This window comes from Mycobacterium sp. EPa45 (assembly GCF_001021385.1).
Classification (GTDB): domain Bacteria; phylum Actinomycetota; class Actinomycetes; order Mycobacteriales; family Mycobacteriaceae; genus Mycobacterium.
The window spans coordinates 5,955,262-5,972,577 of record NZ_CP011773.1 but is presented as its reverse complement, the minus strand read 5'-3'; the positions used below and the strand labels follow the sequence as shown (position 1 = coordinate 5,972,577).

Annotated in this window: 12 protein-coding genes; 6 read left to right on the top strand and 6 right to left on the bottom strand. The window is 66.2% G+C overall.

Features of this window, described 5'->3' with window-relative positions; translation table 11 throughout:
• Nucleotide 1 precedes the first annotated feature (1 nt).
• The 3 genes from eccA (at nucleotide 2) to AB431_RS28355 (ending at nucleotide 4,258) form a co-directional block, all read left to right on the top strand.
• On the top strand, nucleotides 2-1,849 hold the full coding sequence (gene eccA, locus AB431_RS28365; RefSeq protein WP_047332756.1) for a type VII secretion AAA-ATPase EccA: 1,848 nt from the start codon (nucleotides 2-4) through the stop codon (nucleotides 1,847-1,849).
• Between the two features lie 86 nt (nucleotides 1,850-1,935).
• Entirely contained in the window at nucleotides 1,936-2,568 is a 633-nt protein-coding gene (locus AB431_RS28360; RefSeq protein ID WP_047332755.1) for a TetR/AcrR family transcriptional regulator, read from the top strand.
• A gap of 76 nt (nucleotides 2,569-2,644) precedes the next feature.
• Nucleotides 2,645-4,258, top strand: coding sequence for an FAD-dependent monooxygenase (locus tag AB431_RS28355; protein WP_047332754.1), 1,614 nt, complete (start codon nucleotides 2,645-2,647; stop codon nucleotides 4,256-4,258).
• A 52-nt stretch (nucleotides 4,259-4,310) separates the two neighbouring features.
• On the opposite strand, the gene AB431_RS28350 is transcribed toward AB431_RS28355, so the two are convergent.
• Together AB431_RS28350 and AB431_RS28345 are read right to left on the bottom strand one after the other, a co-directional pair.
• The gene (locus AB431_RS28350) at nucleotides 4,311-5,075 is read right to left on the bottom strand and encodes a serine/threonine-protein kinase (protein ID WP_052960419.1); all 765 of its coding nucleotides are present in this window, start codon (nucleotides 5,073-5,075) and stop codon (nucleotides 4,311-4,313) included.
• Nucleotides 5,056-6,111 (bottom strand): MinD/ParA family protein, encoded by a 1,056-nt coding sequence (locus AB431_RS28345; RefSeq protein WP_047332753.1) that lies wholly within the window; start codon nucleotides 6,109-6,111, stop codon nucleotides 5,056-5,058. The genes AB431_RS28350 and AB431_RS28345 overlap by 20 nt, the downstream gene beginning before the upstream one ends.
• Before the next feature lie 502 nt (nucleotides 6,112-6,613).
• Here AB431_RS28345 and gltB point away from each other — a divergent pair.
• Nucleotides 6,614-11,188, top strand: a complete 4,575-nt coding sequence (gltB, locus tag AB431_RS28340; protein WP_082135972.1) for a glutamate synthase large subunit — start codon at nucleotides 6,614-6,616, stop codon at nucleotides 11,186-11,188.
• Entirely contained in the window at nucleotides 11,181-12,647 is a 1,467-nt protein-coding gene (locus AB431_RS28335) for a glutamate synthase subunit beta (protein ID WP_047332751.1), read from the top strand. Before gltB ends, AB431_RS28335 begins: the two co-directional genes overlap by 8 nt.
• 368 nt (nucleotides 12,648-13,015) lie before the next feature.
• On the opposite strand, the gene AB431_RS28330 is transcribed toward AB431_RS28335, so the two are convergent.
• Genes AB431_RS28330 through AB431_RS28315 form a run of 4 tightly spaced genes read right to left on the bottom strand, consistent with a single transcriptional unit; the run spans nucleotide 13,016 to nucleotide 16,201 of the window.
• Nucleotides 13,016-13,858, bottom strand: a complete 843-nt coding sequence (locus AB431_RS28330) for an LLM class F420-dependent oxidoreductase (RefSeq protein WP_047332750.1) — start codon at nucleotides 13,856-13,858, stop codon at nucleotides 13,016-13,018.
• 37 nt (nucleotides 13,859-13,895) lie between these two features.
• Nucleotides 13,896-14,159 carry a hypothetical protein gene (locus AB431_RS28325; protein ID WP_047332749.1) on the bottom strand — a complete coding sequence of 88 codons (264 nt, stop codon included), beginning with the start codon at nucleotides 14,157-14,159 and terminating at the stop codon, nucleotides 13,896-13,898.
• 24 nt (nucleotides 14,160-14,183) lie between these two features.
• Nucleotides 14,184-15,827, bottom strand: a complete 1,644-nt coding sequence (locus AB431_RS28320) for a SulP family inorganic anion transporter (protein WP_047332748.1) — start codon at nucleotides 15,825-15,827, stop codon at nucleotides 14,184-14,186.
• Nucleotides 15,824-16,201, bottom strand: a complete 378-nt coding sequence (locus AB431_RS28315) for a metalloregulator ArsR/SmtB family transcription factor (RefSeq protein WP_047333883.1) — start codon at nucleotides 16,199-16,201, stop codon at nucleotides 15,824-15,826. Before AB431_RS28315 ends, AB431_RS28320 begins: the two co-directional genes overlap by 4 nt.
• A 110-nt stretch (nucleotides 16,202-16,311) precedes the next feature.
• On the opposite strand from AB431_RS28315, the gene AB431_RS28310 reads away from it, so the two are divergent.
• Nucleotides 16,312-17,316, top strand: coding sequence for a PHP domain-containing protein (locus tag AB431_RS28310; RefSeq protein ID WP_047332747.1), 1,005 nt, complete (start codon nucleotides 16,312-16,314; stop codon nucleotides 17,314-17,316).

Genomic DNA, 17,316 nt, shown 5'->3' with positions numbered 1-17,316 from the left:
CATGACCAGTAGTACCGACACCGCGGCGGCCAGGCGCCAGTTCGACCAGGCCATGGCCGTGCTGGAAACCGACCCGGCCACCGCGTTGCGGCATTTCCGGGATGCCACCGGCATCGACCCGTCGATGGCCGACGCGTGGTTGGGCCGCATCTCGGCGGGTGACGACGCACTGGACACCCTCCAGCAGCTGTACGCCTATGGTTCACGGCTGCACCGCGAGTCCAATCGGCTCGGTGTGCGGCTGGGTGCACCGATCAAGGCGGGCCCGTACCTGTCGATCACCGTCACCGAGTCCTCGCATGCCGGGCTGGCGCTGGCCAGCGCACTGGTCGACGATAAGCAGTTCGAAAAAGCCGAAGCGGTGCTTGAGGATTCGGCGCTGCTGGACACGTGGGAGAACCACCAGTGGCAGCAGTACGTGCGGGCGTATCTGATGTTCGCCACGCAGCGCTGGCCGGACGTGATTGCGGAGGCAGCGCGGGTGCTGCCACCACAGGCCATCATCATGTCGGCGGTGACAGCGGCCACCAACGCGCTGGCCGCGCATGCCGCCGCGCATCTTGGGCAGGGCCGGGTGGCCCTGGATTGGGCCGACCGGGTGGACCTGCGCTCCGAGCGCGGGACCGAAGCCCGCAGGCATAGCCTCCTCGACACTGCCGTAACCGCAATCGATCCACTCGAATTCCCTTTGATTGCAGCTGATCTGGCGTATGTGCGAGGGATGGCGCACCGTCAGCTGGGCGAAGAGGACAAGGCGCAGATCTGGTTGTCCAAGGCCACGATCAACGGTGTGCTGATCGAGCCGGCCAAGCAGGCGCTGGCCGATCAGCGGTTACAGCTCGTGGTGACCGACGAGGACACGATCAACAGCCGCACCAACAAGTGGGACGTCAGCACCGAGCAGTCCGAGAACGAGCGGGCTGAGGAAGAGAACGCCGAACGGCGAGCCGAGCTGCTGGCCGAGGGCCGTGCGCTGCTGAACAATCAGGTGGGTCTGGCCGACGTCAAACGGGCCGTCGCCGAACTCGAAGACCAGATCGAGGTGCGCGAGCTGCGGCTGGCCCACGGTCTACCGGTGACCAACCAGACCAACCACATGCTGCTGGTGGGCCCGCCGGGTACCGGTAAGACGACGACGGCCGAAGCATTGGGCAAGATCTACGCGGGGTTGGGGATCGTCCGGCATCCGGAGATAATCGAGGTCAAACGCGCAGACTTCTGCGGTGAGCACATCGGGTCGTCGGGGCCGAAAACCAATGAGCTGATCAGGCGTTCGTTGGGCCGGATCCTGTTCATGGATGAGTTCTATTCCCTGGTCGAGCGCCATCACGACGGTCGTCCGGACATGATCGGTATGGAGGCGGTGAACCAGTTGCTGGTCGCCTTGGAGGTGCACCGATTCGACTTCTGCTTCATCGGTGCCGGTTACGAGAAGGAAGTCGACGAATTCCTCACCGTGAACCCAGGTTTGGCGGGACGGTTCAACCGTAAGCTCCGGTTCGAGTCGTACAGTCCCGATGAGTTGGTGGAGATCGCCATCCGCTACGGCGGACCGCGCGCCACGGTGATCGAACCCGCCGCGCAGGATGCATTGAACGCGGCCTGCCGCAAGTTGCGGGCCTACCTCGCCCCGGACGGCACCCACGGTATCGACGTCATGCAGAACGGCCGGTTCGCCCGCAACGTCGTCGAACGCGCGGAGCGCCTGCGCGACTCGCGGGTCGCCGCGCAGAACCGCACCAGCCGCGGCTCGGTGACGGTCGAGGATCTCGAGACGCTACGGACGCAGGACCTCATCGCGGCGGTTGCCGATGCCTGTGCGGAAAAGAATGTGCCGGTGCAGCTTTGAAGTTGGCCGCCGCCGAGCGTAACGCTAGGGCGACTGCGGCCCTCGGTATTATCCAACGGAACTAGCGCGTATCGTCAGGGACGACCATGGAACTCGAAAGCGGCCAGCCCGGTAGCGCGAAAAGCCGTGCGCGAAGGCCTGGGCGCCTGGACCGATCGTTGGACGCCGCCATCCTCGACGCGACGCTGGCGCTGGTTGCCGAAGTGGGTTACGACCAGTTGAGCATGGACGTCGTCGCCTCGCGCGCCGGCGTCGGTAAGGCGGCGATATACCGTCGTTGGCCATCGAAGGCCCTGGTGGTTGCCGATGCGATCGCCCACTGGCGACGGCGGCTGGGACCCGTTGAGCCCCCCAACACAGGCAGCCTTCGTGGTGACATAGATGCGCTGGTTGCCGCCACACCGAACATCGATGACGCCGACTCGCAGATGATCCGTGTCGTGGTCGGGGTGGCAACCTCTGCCATGCACAATTCTGTTCTGGCGGCCGCGCTGGACGATCTTGTGTTGTCCACCCCGCGCCAGGTGGTCCGAGCGGTGCTCGACCATGCGGTTGCACGCGGCGAGATACCGGCCGGGCGGGACCTGAGCTTGATACCGGATGTTGCGTTGGGGCTCAATGTCTTGCGGGTGATCACGGGGCGGCCGGTCGACCGCGTCTATGTCCGGCGTGTGCTCGAGGACGTGATCTTGCCGCTTGCCGGAGCGCCGGCGCCTTAGTTGTTGCGTTTTCCATCTCGCGGTGGGACTCTGACATTTAGGCGGAACTGATCAGTTCCGCCTAGATGGGAGGACGATGGCCGTCGAGCATGTTCCGGTCCTGATCGTCGGCGGTGGTGCCGCCGGGTTGGCGACCTCTGCGTTGCTAGCCCAACACGGTGTTCGCTCGTTGCTGGTCGAGAAGCGCAATGAGGTCTTCATTTACCCGAGAGCGCGCAACCTGAGCTTTCGCAGCCTCGAGATCCTGCGCGGTCTGGGACTGGCCGACGAAGTTCATGCGATCGCACCCGGCGTCTCGGACATGCTCGCCAAGCAGACGCTGAACAGCGCCGAACTGCGTCAGGTATTCGACGCCAATGCGATCTTCGCGCCGTTCAAAGATCTGAGCCCCGAGCCGGGTGGGCAATATTGTCCGCAAAGCGCATTCGAACCGATCCTGCTGGCGCATATCCGCCGGAACGGTAGCCCGGTGCGCTACAACGCGGAGTTGGCATCGTTCGAGCATGACCCCAGCGGCATCACGGCGGTGATACGCGACCGATTGTCGGGCGCAACGGAGACACTGCGCGCCGACTACCTTGTTGCCGCCGACGGGGTGCACAGCACGATCCGCGCCGCGACTGGGGTCACCACCTCCGGCTACGGAGCATTGCCGATCTACGTCGTGTTCATCTATTTTCGGGCGCCGTGGCGAAAATTCGTTCCAGAGCTGGACGTCGGCGCCGGCATCCAAGTCAGCAACCCCAACGTATCGGGAATCTTTCTCCCGGTACGTGGCGACTTCGGCATGTTCATCACCACGTACTTCCCAGCTCGGGGGGAAAACGCCGATCAGTTCACCCCTCAGCATTGTCGCGAGCTCCTGATCAACGCGATTGGCGAGCCGATCGACGTGGACGTCGTTGACGTTGCGCCGTGGCAACCCTACGAGCTGGTAGCCGACCAATTTCAAAGCGGCCGGGTGTTTCTCGTTGGCGACGCGGCCCACACCATGCCTCCGTTCAAGGCCGGCGGCGCCAATACCGCCATCCAGAGTGCACACAACCTGGCCTGGAAGCTGGCCGCAGTCCTGAACGGGACCGCCGCCCCGGCCTTGCTGACCACCTACCACGATGAGCGACATCCGGTCGGGCGCCTCAATGCCCGGCAATCGCTCACGGGGCCGGCGCTGAGCTTTCTGCGACTGGATGACAGCCGGCCGCGGTTGCAACCGGGCGAAGAGGTGTCGATGTTCGCCTTGCTGATCGGCTATCAGTACCGCTCGGCCGCAGTGGTTTCCAACGAACCTGCTCCGAAAGATACTGACGCGGTGTCGCTGGTGAAGGAATTGTGCGGACAGCCAGGTACCCGGGTCCCGCACGCTTGGGTCATCGAGAGCGGGAAGCGGGTCTCTACACTCGATTTACTCGGTCACGGCTTCACCTTGGTTACCGGAGACCACGATGCGATGTGGTCGGACGCCGCGAAAAGTGCGTCGAAGTCCTTGGGGTTGCCAATCAGTGTCCAGCGCATCGGAACTGAGCGAGATATCGATGGGTCCTGGTCTGCCGCCACCGGACTCACGCCGGACGGAGCATTGTTGGTGCGCCCCGACGACTTCGTCGCCTGGCGCGCCGAGAAGCTTCCGTACTCTACGCGCGAGGGCCAGCTCACCGCCGTGCTCTCCGAGATCCTCGGGAGGACGCGATGACCGTTGCGGTTCAGCTGGTTCGCCGCCGACCGCCGAGCTGTTCCACATCCGATCAGTCGCCGCGGTGCAACGCGGCGGCGGTCGCCGCCGCCAACGCTCGCGCACTTTGAAAGCGCTCATCGGGATCTTTCGCCATGGCCTTGGCGATAATGTCGTCCATTGCCACGGTTAGCCACGGCGCGAATCGGGTGGGTTCAGGCGCGGCACGGTACAGGTGTGCCTGCACCACCTCGTCCTTCGACCCCCCGTCGAAGAACGGTGGCTTTCCGGTCAGCAGCCGGAACAGCGAACAGCCCAGTGAGTACACATCGGAGCGTGCGTCGAGGTCCTTGCCGCGCAACACCTCCGGCGATGCGTAAGCCGCCGACGTCAGTACCATTGCGGCGCGAACGATCGGGCTTACCGCAAAGTCAGCCAGCAGCGCCCTGCCGTCGTCGGACAGCAGGAAGTTGGACGGTTTGACATCACCGTGCACCACGCCCCGATCGTGGGCGTGATCCAAGGCGCACGCGACTTGCCCGACGATGTGCACCGCCCGCGCGGGCGGCATCCGGCCTGCCCGCAACTCGCTGTCGGCGTCACCTCCGGACATGTATTGCATTGTCAGCCAACGGGTTCCGTCCGGCAGCAGGCCGTGCTCGTATACCGGCACGATATTGGGATGGTTGAGGTCGTACGGCGGGGCCAAACCGGAATCGAAGACCTTCAGTGCGACCAGCCCGGAGGAGTTGTGCGCCAGGTAGACCGTGCCCGTCCCACCGGTGCCCAGCACCGATTGGATCTCGTATCCGCCGAGGCTAGCGGGCGTACGGGCCACGGGCCGGGATGGTCGCGAAGAACTGCGAAATGACCGCTGCCACTTCAACGAATGCGCGCCGGGTCGGCAGAGACATCTCACTCGTGTTGTTGATGACCCCACCCGGGCGCAGGCCTGGATCGAACGGCACCTCGACCACCGCCTGCCGCCGAGAACGAAACTGGTCGGCCAGGATCCCGCGGGTCTTCTTGTCGGAATGGCCGTCGGAGTCGTTGAGCACGATCACCGACCGCTGCATCAATCCGGTCTTGCCATGAGCGGCAAGCCATTCCATTGTCTGGGCGGCAGCGGAAGCGCCATCGGGCCACGGCGAGGACACCACGATCAGCGCGTCCATGTCCCGCATCGCCTCTTGAGTGACCGGGGCGTCCATCGTCGAACCACAGTCCACGATCGAGATGGTGAAGTGCCGGTCCAGGCGCATGGTGGCCTCGCGGTAGATCGCCGGGTCGAGAATTCCTCGGCGGCTGCCGTTCTCCCCGGCCAACACGAACAATCCCGACGAGTTGCTGCCCATTCGGGTGAGCACCTCGGCGAAGGACTGCAGGTTCTTGTTCTTGGCCAGCTCCCAGTACGAACCGTCGGCGCGCGGATCGATCCGGCTGCCCAGCCGGCCGAACGCGGTATCGGCGTCCACTGCCACCACGCGGTCACCGCGACGCAACTCGGCCAGCACGCACCCGACGCTGGCGGACACCGTCGTCTTGCCGACTCCGCCCTTGCCCAGCACGCCGATCTTGTAATGCCCCCGCAGCGGGGCAGCCACCATGGCCTCCATCGCCGCCTGCCGTTTGTCCTCCCGCGAGGGACCGGGATTCACCAGCCCGAACGTCGCGGCGTGCACACCGCGACGCCAACCCCGCGTCGGCTTGGGCTTGACCTGGCGCGCGGGAGTGGAAGGGGGTGGTGGGGGATATGGCGTCTGGGGCATCGGCGGCGTCGGGACCTCGATGCGGGGAAGCCGCTCTGTGGGCGGGCCGCCGTACCCCGGCGGGGGCGGGCCCTGCCGGTATCGGTAGTCGTCGCGGTCAGTCATCGTGTTCAGTATCGCTCGTGCGCCACATCGGCGGTTTCGCGGATTCCACCCGCGCAAAAGCTAAGAATCCGACCAGAGTTTGCGCAAAGTCCCGGACCGGGCGTCGCTGCACGTCAGAGCGCCGGTGACGAGTCACAATGTGATGCATCCGATAGCGTTGCCGTGGGCCTTCTACGCCCTCAGCAAACAACGTGCGGCGTCACTGCCGGAGGAGCCTGCCGGGCCGGCAGTGTGAAATGAACCGATCACGCCACCAAAAGCCAGCGGCAGCAACGGATTCCGTAGACCAAGGCCACGCGCCGACGGCGCAGCGCGAATGGCGGCGGAGCAACCGAGTTAGCCTAGACTAAGTTGGCATGTCAGGCGGGGTTTGGCATATCGTTTTACAACTTGTTGACACCACAGTGGAGCCCCGTTCAGTGACGCACGGAGGAATCCCTGGCGGGGCGCGGTGACGTCGACGAACCACCGCGCATAAAAGCTTGTGAAGGGTCAGGTGCGAATGCCCAGGAGTGTCGGGCTGTACAACCCCGCATTTGAGCATGACTCATGTGGCGTCGCGATGGTGGTGGACATGCACGGCCGCCGGAGCCGCGACATCGTGGACAAGGCGATCACCGCGCTGCTGAACCTCGAGCACCGCGGCGCCGCCGGCGCCGAGCCGCACAGCGGTGACGGCGCGGGAATCCTGCTGCAGGTTCCCGACGCTTTCCTGCGCGCCGTTGTCGACTTCGATCTTCCGGCCGAGGGCGCCTATGCCACCGGTATCGCCTTCCTGCCGCAATCCTCCCGCGACGCGGCCACCGCCTGCGAAGGCGTCGAGAAGATCGTCGAGGCCGAGGGTCTTGAGGTCATCGGCTGGCGCGACGTGCCCACCGACGATTCGTCGCTGGGGGCGCTGTCCCGTGACGCGATGCCGACCTTCCGCCAGGTGTTCATCGGCGGCGCCTCCGGCATGGAGCTGGAGCGCAAGTCCTACGTGATCCGCAAGCGCGCCGAGCACGAATTGGGCAACAAGGGGCCCGGCCAGGACGGCCCGGGTCGCGAAACCGTCTACTTCCCAAGCCTTTCCGGGCAGACCTTCGTCTACAAGGGCATGTTGACCACCCCGCAGCTCAAGGCGTTCTACCTGGACCTGCAGGACGAGCGGCTGGAGAGCGCGCTGGGCATCGTGCACTCGCGGTTCTCCACCAACACCTTCCCGTCGTGGCCGCTGGCCCACCCGTTCCGCCGGGTCGCCCACAACGGTGAGATCAACACCGTTACCGGCAACGAGAACTGGATGCGCGCCCGGGAGGCGCTCATCAAGACCGACATCTTCGGCACCGACGTCGAGAAGATCTTCCCGGTCTGCACCCCGGGCGCCTCGGACACCGCGCGCTTCGATGAGGTGCTCGAGCTGCTGCACCTCGGCGGGCGCAGCCTGGCGCACGCGGTGCTGATGATGATCCCGGAGGCCTGGGAGCGCAACGAGACGATGGACCCCGCCCGGCGGGCGTTCTACCAGTACCACGGTTCATTGATGGAGCCGTGGGACGGACCGGCGTCGGTGTGCTTCTCCGACGGCACCGTCGTCGGCGCGGTGCTCGACCGCAACGGGCTGCGTCCGTCGCGCATCTGGGTCACCGAGGACGGCCTCGTGGTGATGGCCTCCGAGGCCGGCGTGCTGGACCTGGATCCATCCACGGTGGTCAAGCGCATGCGTCTGCAGCCCGGCCGCATGTTCCTGGTCGACACCGCGCAGGGCCGCATCGTCTCCGACGAGGAGATCAAGGCCGAGCTGGCGTCCGCCGAGCCGTATCAGGAGTGGCTGGACGATCAGCAGTTCCACCTCGACGACCTGCCCCAGGGCCCGTACGTGCGGATGCCGCACCACCGCGTGGTGCTGCGCCAGCAGGCGTTCGGTTATACCTACGAAGAGCTCAACCTCCTGGTCGCGCCGATGGCGCGGACCGGCGCCGAGCCGCTGGGCTCGATGGGCACCGACACTCCGATCGCCGTGCTCTCGTCGCGGCCACGGATGCTGTTCGACTACTTCCAGCAGCTGTTCGCCCAGGTGACCAACCCGCCGCTGGACGCGATCCGCGAAGAGGTGGTGACCAGCCTGCAGGGCACCGTCGGCCCGGAGGGCGACCTGCTCAACCCGCAGCCGGAGTCGTGCCACCAGATCGGGCTGCGCCAGCCGATCCTGCGCAACCACGAACTGGCCAAGCTGATCAACCTCAACCCGGACGACACCGTGCGCGGCCGCAAGCACGGCATGAGTTCGGCCGTCATCCGATGTCTGTATCCCGTGGCCAAGGGCGGCGAGGGCCTGCGCCGTGCGCTTGACGACATCCGCGATGCGGCGTCGAAGGCCATCGCCGAGGGCGCCCGGATCCTGATCATCTCCGACCGTGAGTCCAACGAGAACCTGGCGCCGATCCCGTCGCTGCTGGCGGTCGCGGCCATCCACCACCACCTCGTTCGCACCCGGACCCGCACCCAGGTGGGCTTGGTCGTCGAGGCCGGCGACGCCCGCGAGGTGCACCACATGGCGGCCCTGGTCAGCTTCGGCGCCGCGGCCATCAACCCCTACATGGCTTTCGAGTCGATCAGCGACATGATCGACCGCGGTGTGATCGAGGACATCGACCGCGAGAAGGCGCTGCAGAACTACATCAAGGCCGCAGGCAAGGGTGTGCTGAAGGTGATGTCGAAGATGGGCATCTCCACTCTGGCGTCCTACACCGGATCACAGCTGTACCAGGCCATCGGTATCTCCCAGCAGGTGCTCGACGAGTACTTCACCGGGCTGAGCTGCCCGGTCGGCGGCATCGACCTCGACGACATCGCCTCCGACGTCGCCACCCGCCACCAGCTGGCCTACCTGGACCGCCCCGACGAGCGCGCGCACCGCGAGCTCGAGGTCGGCGGCGAGTACCAGTGGCGCCGCGAGGGCGAGTATCACCTGTTCAATCCGGACACGGTGTTCAAGCTGCAGCACTCCACCCGCACCGGGCAGTACGAGGTGTTCAAGGAGTACACCCAGCTGGTCGACGACCAGAGCGAGCGGATGGCTTCGCTGCGTGGTCTGCTCAAGTTCAAAGATGGTGTGCGCCCGTCGATTCCGATCGACGAAGTCGAGCCGGCCAGCGAGATCGTCAAGCGGTTCTCCACCGGAGCCATGAGCTACGGCTCGATCTCGGCCGAGGCGCACGAGACCCTGGCGATCGCGATGAACCGCCTTGGCGGACGGTCGAACTCGGGCGAGGGTGGCGAGGCCGTCAGCCGCTTCGAGCGCGAGCCCAACGGCGACTGGCGCCGCAGCGCGATCAAGCAGGTAGCGTCAGGCCGCTTCGGTGTGACGTCGCACTACCTGACGAACTGCACCGACATCCAGATCAAGATGGCTCAGGGCGCCAAACCCGGTGAGGGCGGCCAGCTCCCGGGCCACAAGGTCTACCCGTGGGTGGCCGAGGTGCGGCACTCAACGCCCGGCGTCGGTCTGATCTCGCCGCCGCCGCACCACGACATCTACTCGATCGAGGATCTGGCGCAGCTGATCCACGACCTGAAGAACGCCAACCCGCAGGCCCGGGTGCACGTGAAGCTGGTGAGTGAGAACGGTGTTGGGACCGTCGCCGCAGGCGTCTCCAAGGCGCACGCTGACGTGGTGCTGATCTCCGGCCACGACGGTGGCACCGGTGCTACGCCGCTGACGTCTCAGAAGCACGCGGGTGCGCCCTGGGAGCTCGGCCTGGCCGAAACCCAGCAGACGTTGCTGCTCAACGGATTGCGCGACCGGATCGTGGTGCAGGTCGACGGCCAGCTCAAGACCGGTCGAGACGTGGTGGTCGCGGCGCTGCTGGGCGCCGAGGAATTCGGCTTCGCCACCGCGCCGCTGGTGGTGTCGGGCTGCATCATGATGCGGGTCTGTCACCTCGACACCTGCCCGGTGGGTGTGGCCACCCAGAACCCGGTGCTGCGTGAGCGTTTCGAAGGCAAGCCGGAATTCGTCGAGAACTTCTTCCTGTTCATCGCCGAAGAGGTCCGCGAACTGATGGCGCAGCTGGGCTTCCGCACCGTCAACGAGATGGTCGGCCAGGTCAACGCGCTCGACACCGCACAGGCCGCCGAGCACTGGAAGGCCCACAAGCTGGACCTGACCCCGGTGCTGCACGAGCCGGATTCGGCGTTCATGAACCAGGATCTGTACTGCAGCTCGCGTCAAGACCACGGTCTGGACAAGGCGTTGGACCAGCAGCTGATCGTGATGAGCCGCGAAGCGCTGGACTCCGGCACCCCGGTCCGGTTCTCGACGACCATCGCCAACACCAACCGCACCGTCGGCACAATGCTCGGTCACGAGCTGACGAAAGCCTATGGCGCCAACGGTCTTCCGGACGGCACCATCGACATCACGTTCGACGGGTCGGCGGGTAACAGCTTCGGCGCATTCGTGCCCAAGGGTGTGACACTGCGGGTCTACGGCGATGCCAACGACTACGTCGGCAAGGGCCTCTCCGGTGGGCGGCTCGTGCTGCGGCCGTCGGACAACGCGCCACAAGACTATGTCGCCGAAGCGAATATCATCGGCGGCAACGTGATCCTGTTCGGCGCCACCAGCGGTACCGCCTTCATCCGCGGCACGGTCGGCGAGCGGTTCGCGGTACGCAACTCCGGTGCCCACGCCGTCGTCGAGGGTGTCGGTGACCACGGTTGCGAGTACATGACCGGCGGTCGGGTGGTGATCCTCGGGGAGACCGGGCGTAACTTCGCGGCAGGCATGTCCGGTGGTATCGCCTACGTGTACGACCCCGATGGCAAACTGCCGGCCAACCTCAACACTGAGATGGTCGATATCGATGAGTTCGACGACGCCGACGTCGAGTGGCTGCGCGACATCATCGTCGCGCACGTGGATGCCACCGATTCGGTTGTGGGCCAGCGCATCTTGGCTGACTGGTCCGGACAGGTGGGGAATTTCGTGAAAGTGATGCCGCGCGACTACAAGGCAGTGCTGAAGGCGATCGCCGAGGCCGAAGCCGCCGGCGAAGACGTCGACAAGGCGATCATGGCGGCTGCTCATGGCTGACCCGACCGGCTTCTTGAAGTACACCCACCGCGAGACGCCGGCACGCCGGCCCGTGGAGCTGCGCCTGAAGGACTGGAAAGAGGTGTACGAGGACTTCTCCCACGACGCCCTCGAGCACCAGGCATCCCGCTGCATGGACTGCGGAATCCCGTTCTGCCACAACGGCTGCCCCCTGGGCAATCTGATTCCGGAATGGAACGACCTGGTGTACCGGGACCGGTGGCGCGACGCGATCGAGCGGTTGCATGCCACCAACAACTTCCCCGAGTTCACCGGCCGGCTCTGCCCGGCGCCGTGTGAAGCCTCGTGCGTGCTGGGCATCAATCAGGATGCGGTCACCATCAAGCAGGTCGAGGTGGAGATCATCGACAACGCCTTCGACGAGGGCTGGGTCGTTCCGATGCCGCCGCACGTCATCACCGGCAAGAAGGTCGCCGTCGTCGGATCCGGGCCTGCCGGGCTGGCCGCTGCCCAGCAACTGACCCGCGCCGGCCACGACGTCACCGTTTTCGAGCGGGCCGACCGCATCGGCGGGCTCCTGCGCTACGGCATCCCCGAGTTCAAGATGGAGAAGCGGCACATCGACCGGCGCCTGGCTCAGATGGAGGCCGAGGGCACCAAGTTCCGCGCCGGCGTCAACGTCGGGGTCGACATCTCCGCCGATCAGCTGCGTGCCGACTTCGATGCCGTCGTGCTCGCCGGCGGAGCCACCGCTTGGCGCGATCTGCCGATTCCCGGCCGCCAGTTCGAGGGCGTCTACCAGGCCATGGAGTACCTGCCGTGGGCCAACAAGGTCACCCACGGTGATCCCGTTGTCGATGAGGACGGTCAGCCCCCGATCACCGCCAAGGGCAAGAAGGTCGTCATCATCGGTGGCGGCGACACCGGCGCCGACTGCCTGGGCACCGCCCACCGGCAGGGCGCGGTCAGCATCCACCAGTTCGAGATCATGCCGCGCCCGCCCGAGACGCGCGCCGACTCGACCCCGTGGCCGACGTACCCGCTGATGTACCGGGTGTCCTCGGCTCACGAGGAGGGCGGCGAGCGAGTGTTCTCGGTGAACACCGAGAAGTTCGTCGGCCACGAGGGCAAGGTCACCGGGCTGCGTGCCCACGAAGTGGTGATGAAGGACGGCAAGTTCGAGAAGGTCGACGGCTCTGACTTCGAGCTCGAGGCCGACCTGGTGTTGCTGGCGATGGGCTTTGTCGGCCCGGAGAAGCCGGGTCTGCTCACCGACCTCGGCGTTGACCTCACTGATCGCGGCAACGTCGCCCGCGACAACGAGTTCGCCAGCTCGGTACCGGGCGTGTTCGTCGCCGGTGACATGGGTCGCGGCCAGTCGCTGATCGTCTGGGCGATCGCCGAAGGCCGCGCCGCAGCCAAGGGCGTCGACCGCTATCTCATGGGGCACTCCGCGTTGCCGGCGCCGATCAAGCCGACGGCCGCCCCGCAGCGCTGATCAGCCATAGGAAACTCTGATCACTTCTGTAACAGCAGAATCATCTGCTTTTTGACCGGCGCGCCTATTGACGTTTGCGGTTAGCTTTGGCTCTAATTGCTGGAGCGAGCGTTGCGGTAACGTGGGGCTCCGGTTGAATCGAGATCCGACCACAGGAGTGATCCTTGTGTACCTCAACCCGATATCTCGTTCGCGGGTCGGGCGTATAGCCTGGTCCTTCTTCCGTCACCCGGTGAAAAGCCGCGAGTGGCCGGCCAAGCACGAGCGGCTCGTTACGGCCGACGAACTCGTCCGCTTCGGTTTCTAGCAACTGAATTCGCGGCGGGTTGACGCCGGCGCAGCTTTGCCCGCCGTTACCAAGCTGTTATCTACAGTCCCGACTCCCGGATCGCTTCGGCCAGTGGCTCCAACACCGCCGGAGTGTGGGGCGGGGGCAGATAGACGATCGCCAGATCCAGGCCTTCGGCTGCCAGCGCCGCGGCTTCGTCGATCGCCTTCGCGTAATCGTGGTCCTCGCTGAGCCGGATGTGCGCGGAGAGCATGATCTCGCTCGGGTCGCGGCCGATGTCCGCGCAGTGGGACGCCAGCACGTCGCGCTTGTGGGCGAACTCCTCGGGCGTACCGCCGGCGAAATTCCAGTGCTGGGCGTACTTGGCGACGATGCGCAGCGTGCGCTTCTCGCCGCTGCCGCCGATGCAGATCGGCGGGTGTGGCCGTTGCGGACCCTTGGGCTCATTGCGTGCGTCCTTGAGCTGGTAGAACGTGCCGTCGAACGACGTGGTCTCCTGGCTGAGCAGGCCGATGAGCACCTGACACCCTTCTTCGAAACGATCCAGGCGCTCCTTGACGCTGCCCAGTTCGATGCCGTAGGCGCCGGACTCCTCTTCGTTCCAGCCGGCGCCGATGCCCAGCTCCAGGCGACCGCCGGAGATGATGTCCACCGCTGCGGCCATGTTGGCCAGCACGGCGGGGTGCCGGTAGTGGATGCCGGTGACCAGATTGCCCAGCCGCAGCCGAGAGGTCGCCTGCGCCAGCGCGGTCAGGGTGGTCCAGCCCTCAAGGCAGGGGCCGGTCGGGTCCGAGAAGATCGGATAGAAGTGATCGAAGGTCCAGCCGGAATGGAAGACGTCGATGTCATCGGCAGCACGCCAAACCGCCAGCATGTCGTGCCACGTGGTGTTTTGGGGTGAAGTCTTGAAGGCGAATTGCACTGGGTCGAGCCTAGTCCGGTTCGCTGAGGGACACCTGTCAGGCGGCGGTGTCCAGCTGGGTCAGCTGGCCGCCGCGGACGGTCTCGCGGCGCAACGCTTTGCCGAGTGCGTGCACGAGCAGCCATTGGGCCAGGCCGGCAACGATCAATGGCCACAACGCGCCTGCGAGAACGGCTGGAACGGCGGTGACGCTCGGATTGGTTGATTCGCTCTTGCGTGACCAGGCGGCGAACGCCATCGCGCCGCCGGCGACGAGCGCTGCTGCGCACAGATAGGCGATCACCCACTGCAGGGACGACATGGCACGTCCTGTACCCGGAGGTCGTCAGGGATAAACCAGCGGGGTCACGTGGGATCGTGCGTGGGCGATCGCGTCGTCGAGGGAGTCGATCAGGTGGTTCTCGTGGCGCAGCGCGTCGAGGATGCCGATGTTCGTGAGCAGGGACATGTGCTCGGGCTGCACCCCTTTGACGATGACGGTGACCCCCTGCGCCTCGAGCTCCTCGGTGATCTCGGCGAGAGTGTGGGCGCCGGTGGCGTCCAGCATGCCCAGCTGCGACATGCGAATGATGACGACGGACACGTCGGGGTGAGTGGTGATCGCAGCGGAGAGGCGCTCGGCCGCACCGAAGAACATCGCGCCGTCCAGCCGCAGCAGCGCGATGCGCTCGTCGCCCGGCTGGTGTGGGCCGGGCAGATCCTCGCGGGCCACGCTGCTGCGCCGTGCCACCGTGCGCAGCGCGAAGAACGCCGCGATGAGGATCCCGATCTCGACTGCCTCGACGAGGTCGAAGCACACGGTGATGACGGCCGTCAGAACGAACGCCAGTGCGTCCGAGCGGGTGGACCGGACGATCTTGCGGATGGTGGCCGCCGAGATCATCCGAAACGACGTCACCATCAGCACTCCGGCCAAGGCGGACAACGGGATTGCCGCCACTGGACCGGTGGCCAGGTAGACGACGCCCAGTAACAACAGCGAGTGCGCGATGGCCGACACGCGGGTGCGAGCTCCCGAGCGAACGTTGACGGCGGTGCGGGCGATCGCGCCGGTGGCCGGCATGCCGCCGAACAGCCCCGACGCCATCGACGCCAGACCCTGCCCGACGAGTTCGCGGTCGGGATCGTAGGGGCCGGTAGGCGACATGGTCGCCGCCACTCGCGCCGACAGCAGCGATTCGATCGCGGCGAGCGCGGCGATGGCCACTGCGGCGCCGAGCAGCGTGCGCAGCGCGCCGGGGTCAGTGTGCGGCATGACGGGCGCGGGCAGATGTGACGGCAGGGTCCCGATCGTCCCCACCTGGAGGTGAAACACCACCACGATCAGGGTGGCGGCGACGACGGCGGTCAGCGATGCGGGAATGCCGCGGTGCAGTCGCGGCAGAGCGACCATGACGGCGGCGACGAAGCCCACGACGGCCAGGGTGCGCCACGCCGACGACCAGTCGGCATGGACGGTGACCGTCCAGGCGGCGGCCAGCGTGCGTTGCCCGGCCGGGGCGACGACGCCGAATGCGGCCGGCACCTGCTGCAGGAAGATGATCGCCGCGATGCCGAGCGTGAAGCCCTCGATGACCGGCCAGGGAATGAATGTCACCGCGCGACCCAGGCCGGTGATGCCAGCGGTCAGGACGATCACCCCGGCCGACACCGTGACCAGCGCGACGCTGCCGACGCCGTGCTGAGCCACGATGGGGGCAAGCACCACCGCCATCGCGCCCGTCGGCCCCGAGACCTGGACGTGGGAGCCGCCGAACACCGCGGCGACCACTCCCGCGATCACCGCGGTGATCAATCCGGCGGCCGCCCCGACACCGGAGCTGATGCCGAATGCCAGCGCCAGTGGCAGCGCGACCACACCCACCGTGATCCCGGCGAGGATGTCCCGACGCCACGACCGGGGTAGGTCGGCATAGTCACTGAGACGGGGAAGCAGCCGCGCCAGTTGACCGGTGGCCCTGGCGATCACCGCGGATTCCCCACCGGCGGTAGCGCGTCGAACGCCGTGAGTTGATCATGGCGCGCCTTGAGGGTGTCGGCCAGGAAGCCGCGGGCGGACACCAGCAGATCCCGGATCGAGGGATGGGCGAGTTCGTAGTAGACCGCATTGCCGGTGCGTTCGGCCGAAACGACGTGATGACGTTTCAGGACTGCCAGGTGCTGCGAGAGCAGCGTGGGCTCGATATCGGTGGCGGCGAGGATCTCGCTGACCGGTGTCGGCCCGGCGCTGGCCGACAGGATCTCCAGGACGCGGATACGGGCCGGGTGCGCGAGCGCCTTGAACAGGTTGGCCTTGATCTCATAGAGCGGCCGCTCGCCGCCGCCGGGGAAGTTGGTGGGCACAAGCAGCCTCGGATTGATCACTTGACGGATTGACGAAATATTCAATCCAATGTATCCCGGATCCCGTCTCCCAGGCAAATCGTCCGGACCGCGCGGGGCACACTGGAGTCATGGACCCCGTGGCCGCGCTGCGTGAGATCGCGTACTACAAGGACCGTGCGCGGGAAGACTCCCGACGCGTGATGGCCTATCGCAAGGCCGCCGACATCGTCGAGGCGCTGGACGAGCAGACCCGCGACCGGCACGGCCGCGCCAACAGCTGGCAGAGCCTGCCTGGCATCGGACCGAAGACGGCCAAGGTGATCGCGCAGGCCTGGGCCGGCCAGGAACCCGACGTGCTGGTCGAGTTGCGGGGCGGCGCCGAGGATCTCGGTGGCGGCGACATTCGCGCCGCGCTGCGAGGCGATCTGCATCTGCATTCGAATTGGTCGGACGGCTCGGCACCGATCCCGGAGATGATGGCCGCCGCGGCTGCACTGGGCCACGAGTACTGCGTGCTCACCGACCACTCACCGCGGTTGACCATCGCCAACGGGCTCTCACCCGACCGGCTGCGCCATCAGCTCGACGTCATCGACGAACTCCGCGAGACGATGGCGCCCTTCCGGATCCTCACCGGCATCGAAGTCGACATCCTCGAAGACGGAACCCTGGACCAGGAGCCCGAGCTGCTGGACCGCCTCGATGTCGTCGTCGCCAGCGTGCACTCGAAGCTGGCGATGGACGAGCCGTCGATGACCCGGCGAATGATCCGCGCGGTCACGAACTCTCGGGTCAATGTCCTCGGGCACTGCACAGGGCGGCTGGTGACCGGTAGCCGCGGCCTGCGGCCGGAGTCGAAGTTCGACGCCGAGAAGGTGTTCACCGCGTGCCGGGACAACAACACCGCCGTAGAGATCAATTCGCGCCCCGAGCGGCGTGACCCGCCGACCCGGCTGCTCAAGCTGGCGTTGGATATCGGGTGCAACTTCTCGATCGATACCGATGCCCACGCACCGGGCCAGCTGGACTTCCTCGGCTACGGTGCGCAGCGTGCTGTCGACAGCGACGTGCCCGTCGAACGGATCGTCAACACCTGGCCGGTCGAGAAGCTGTTGGGTTGGGCCGCAAGCTAA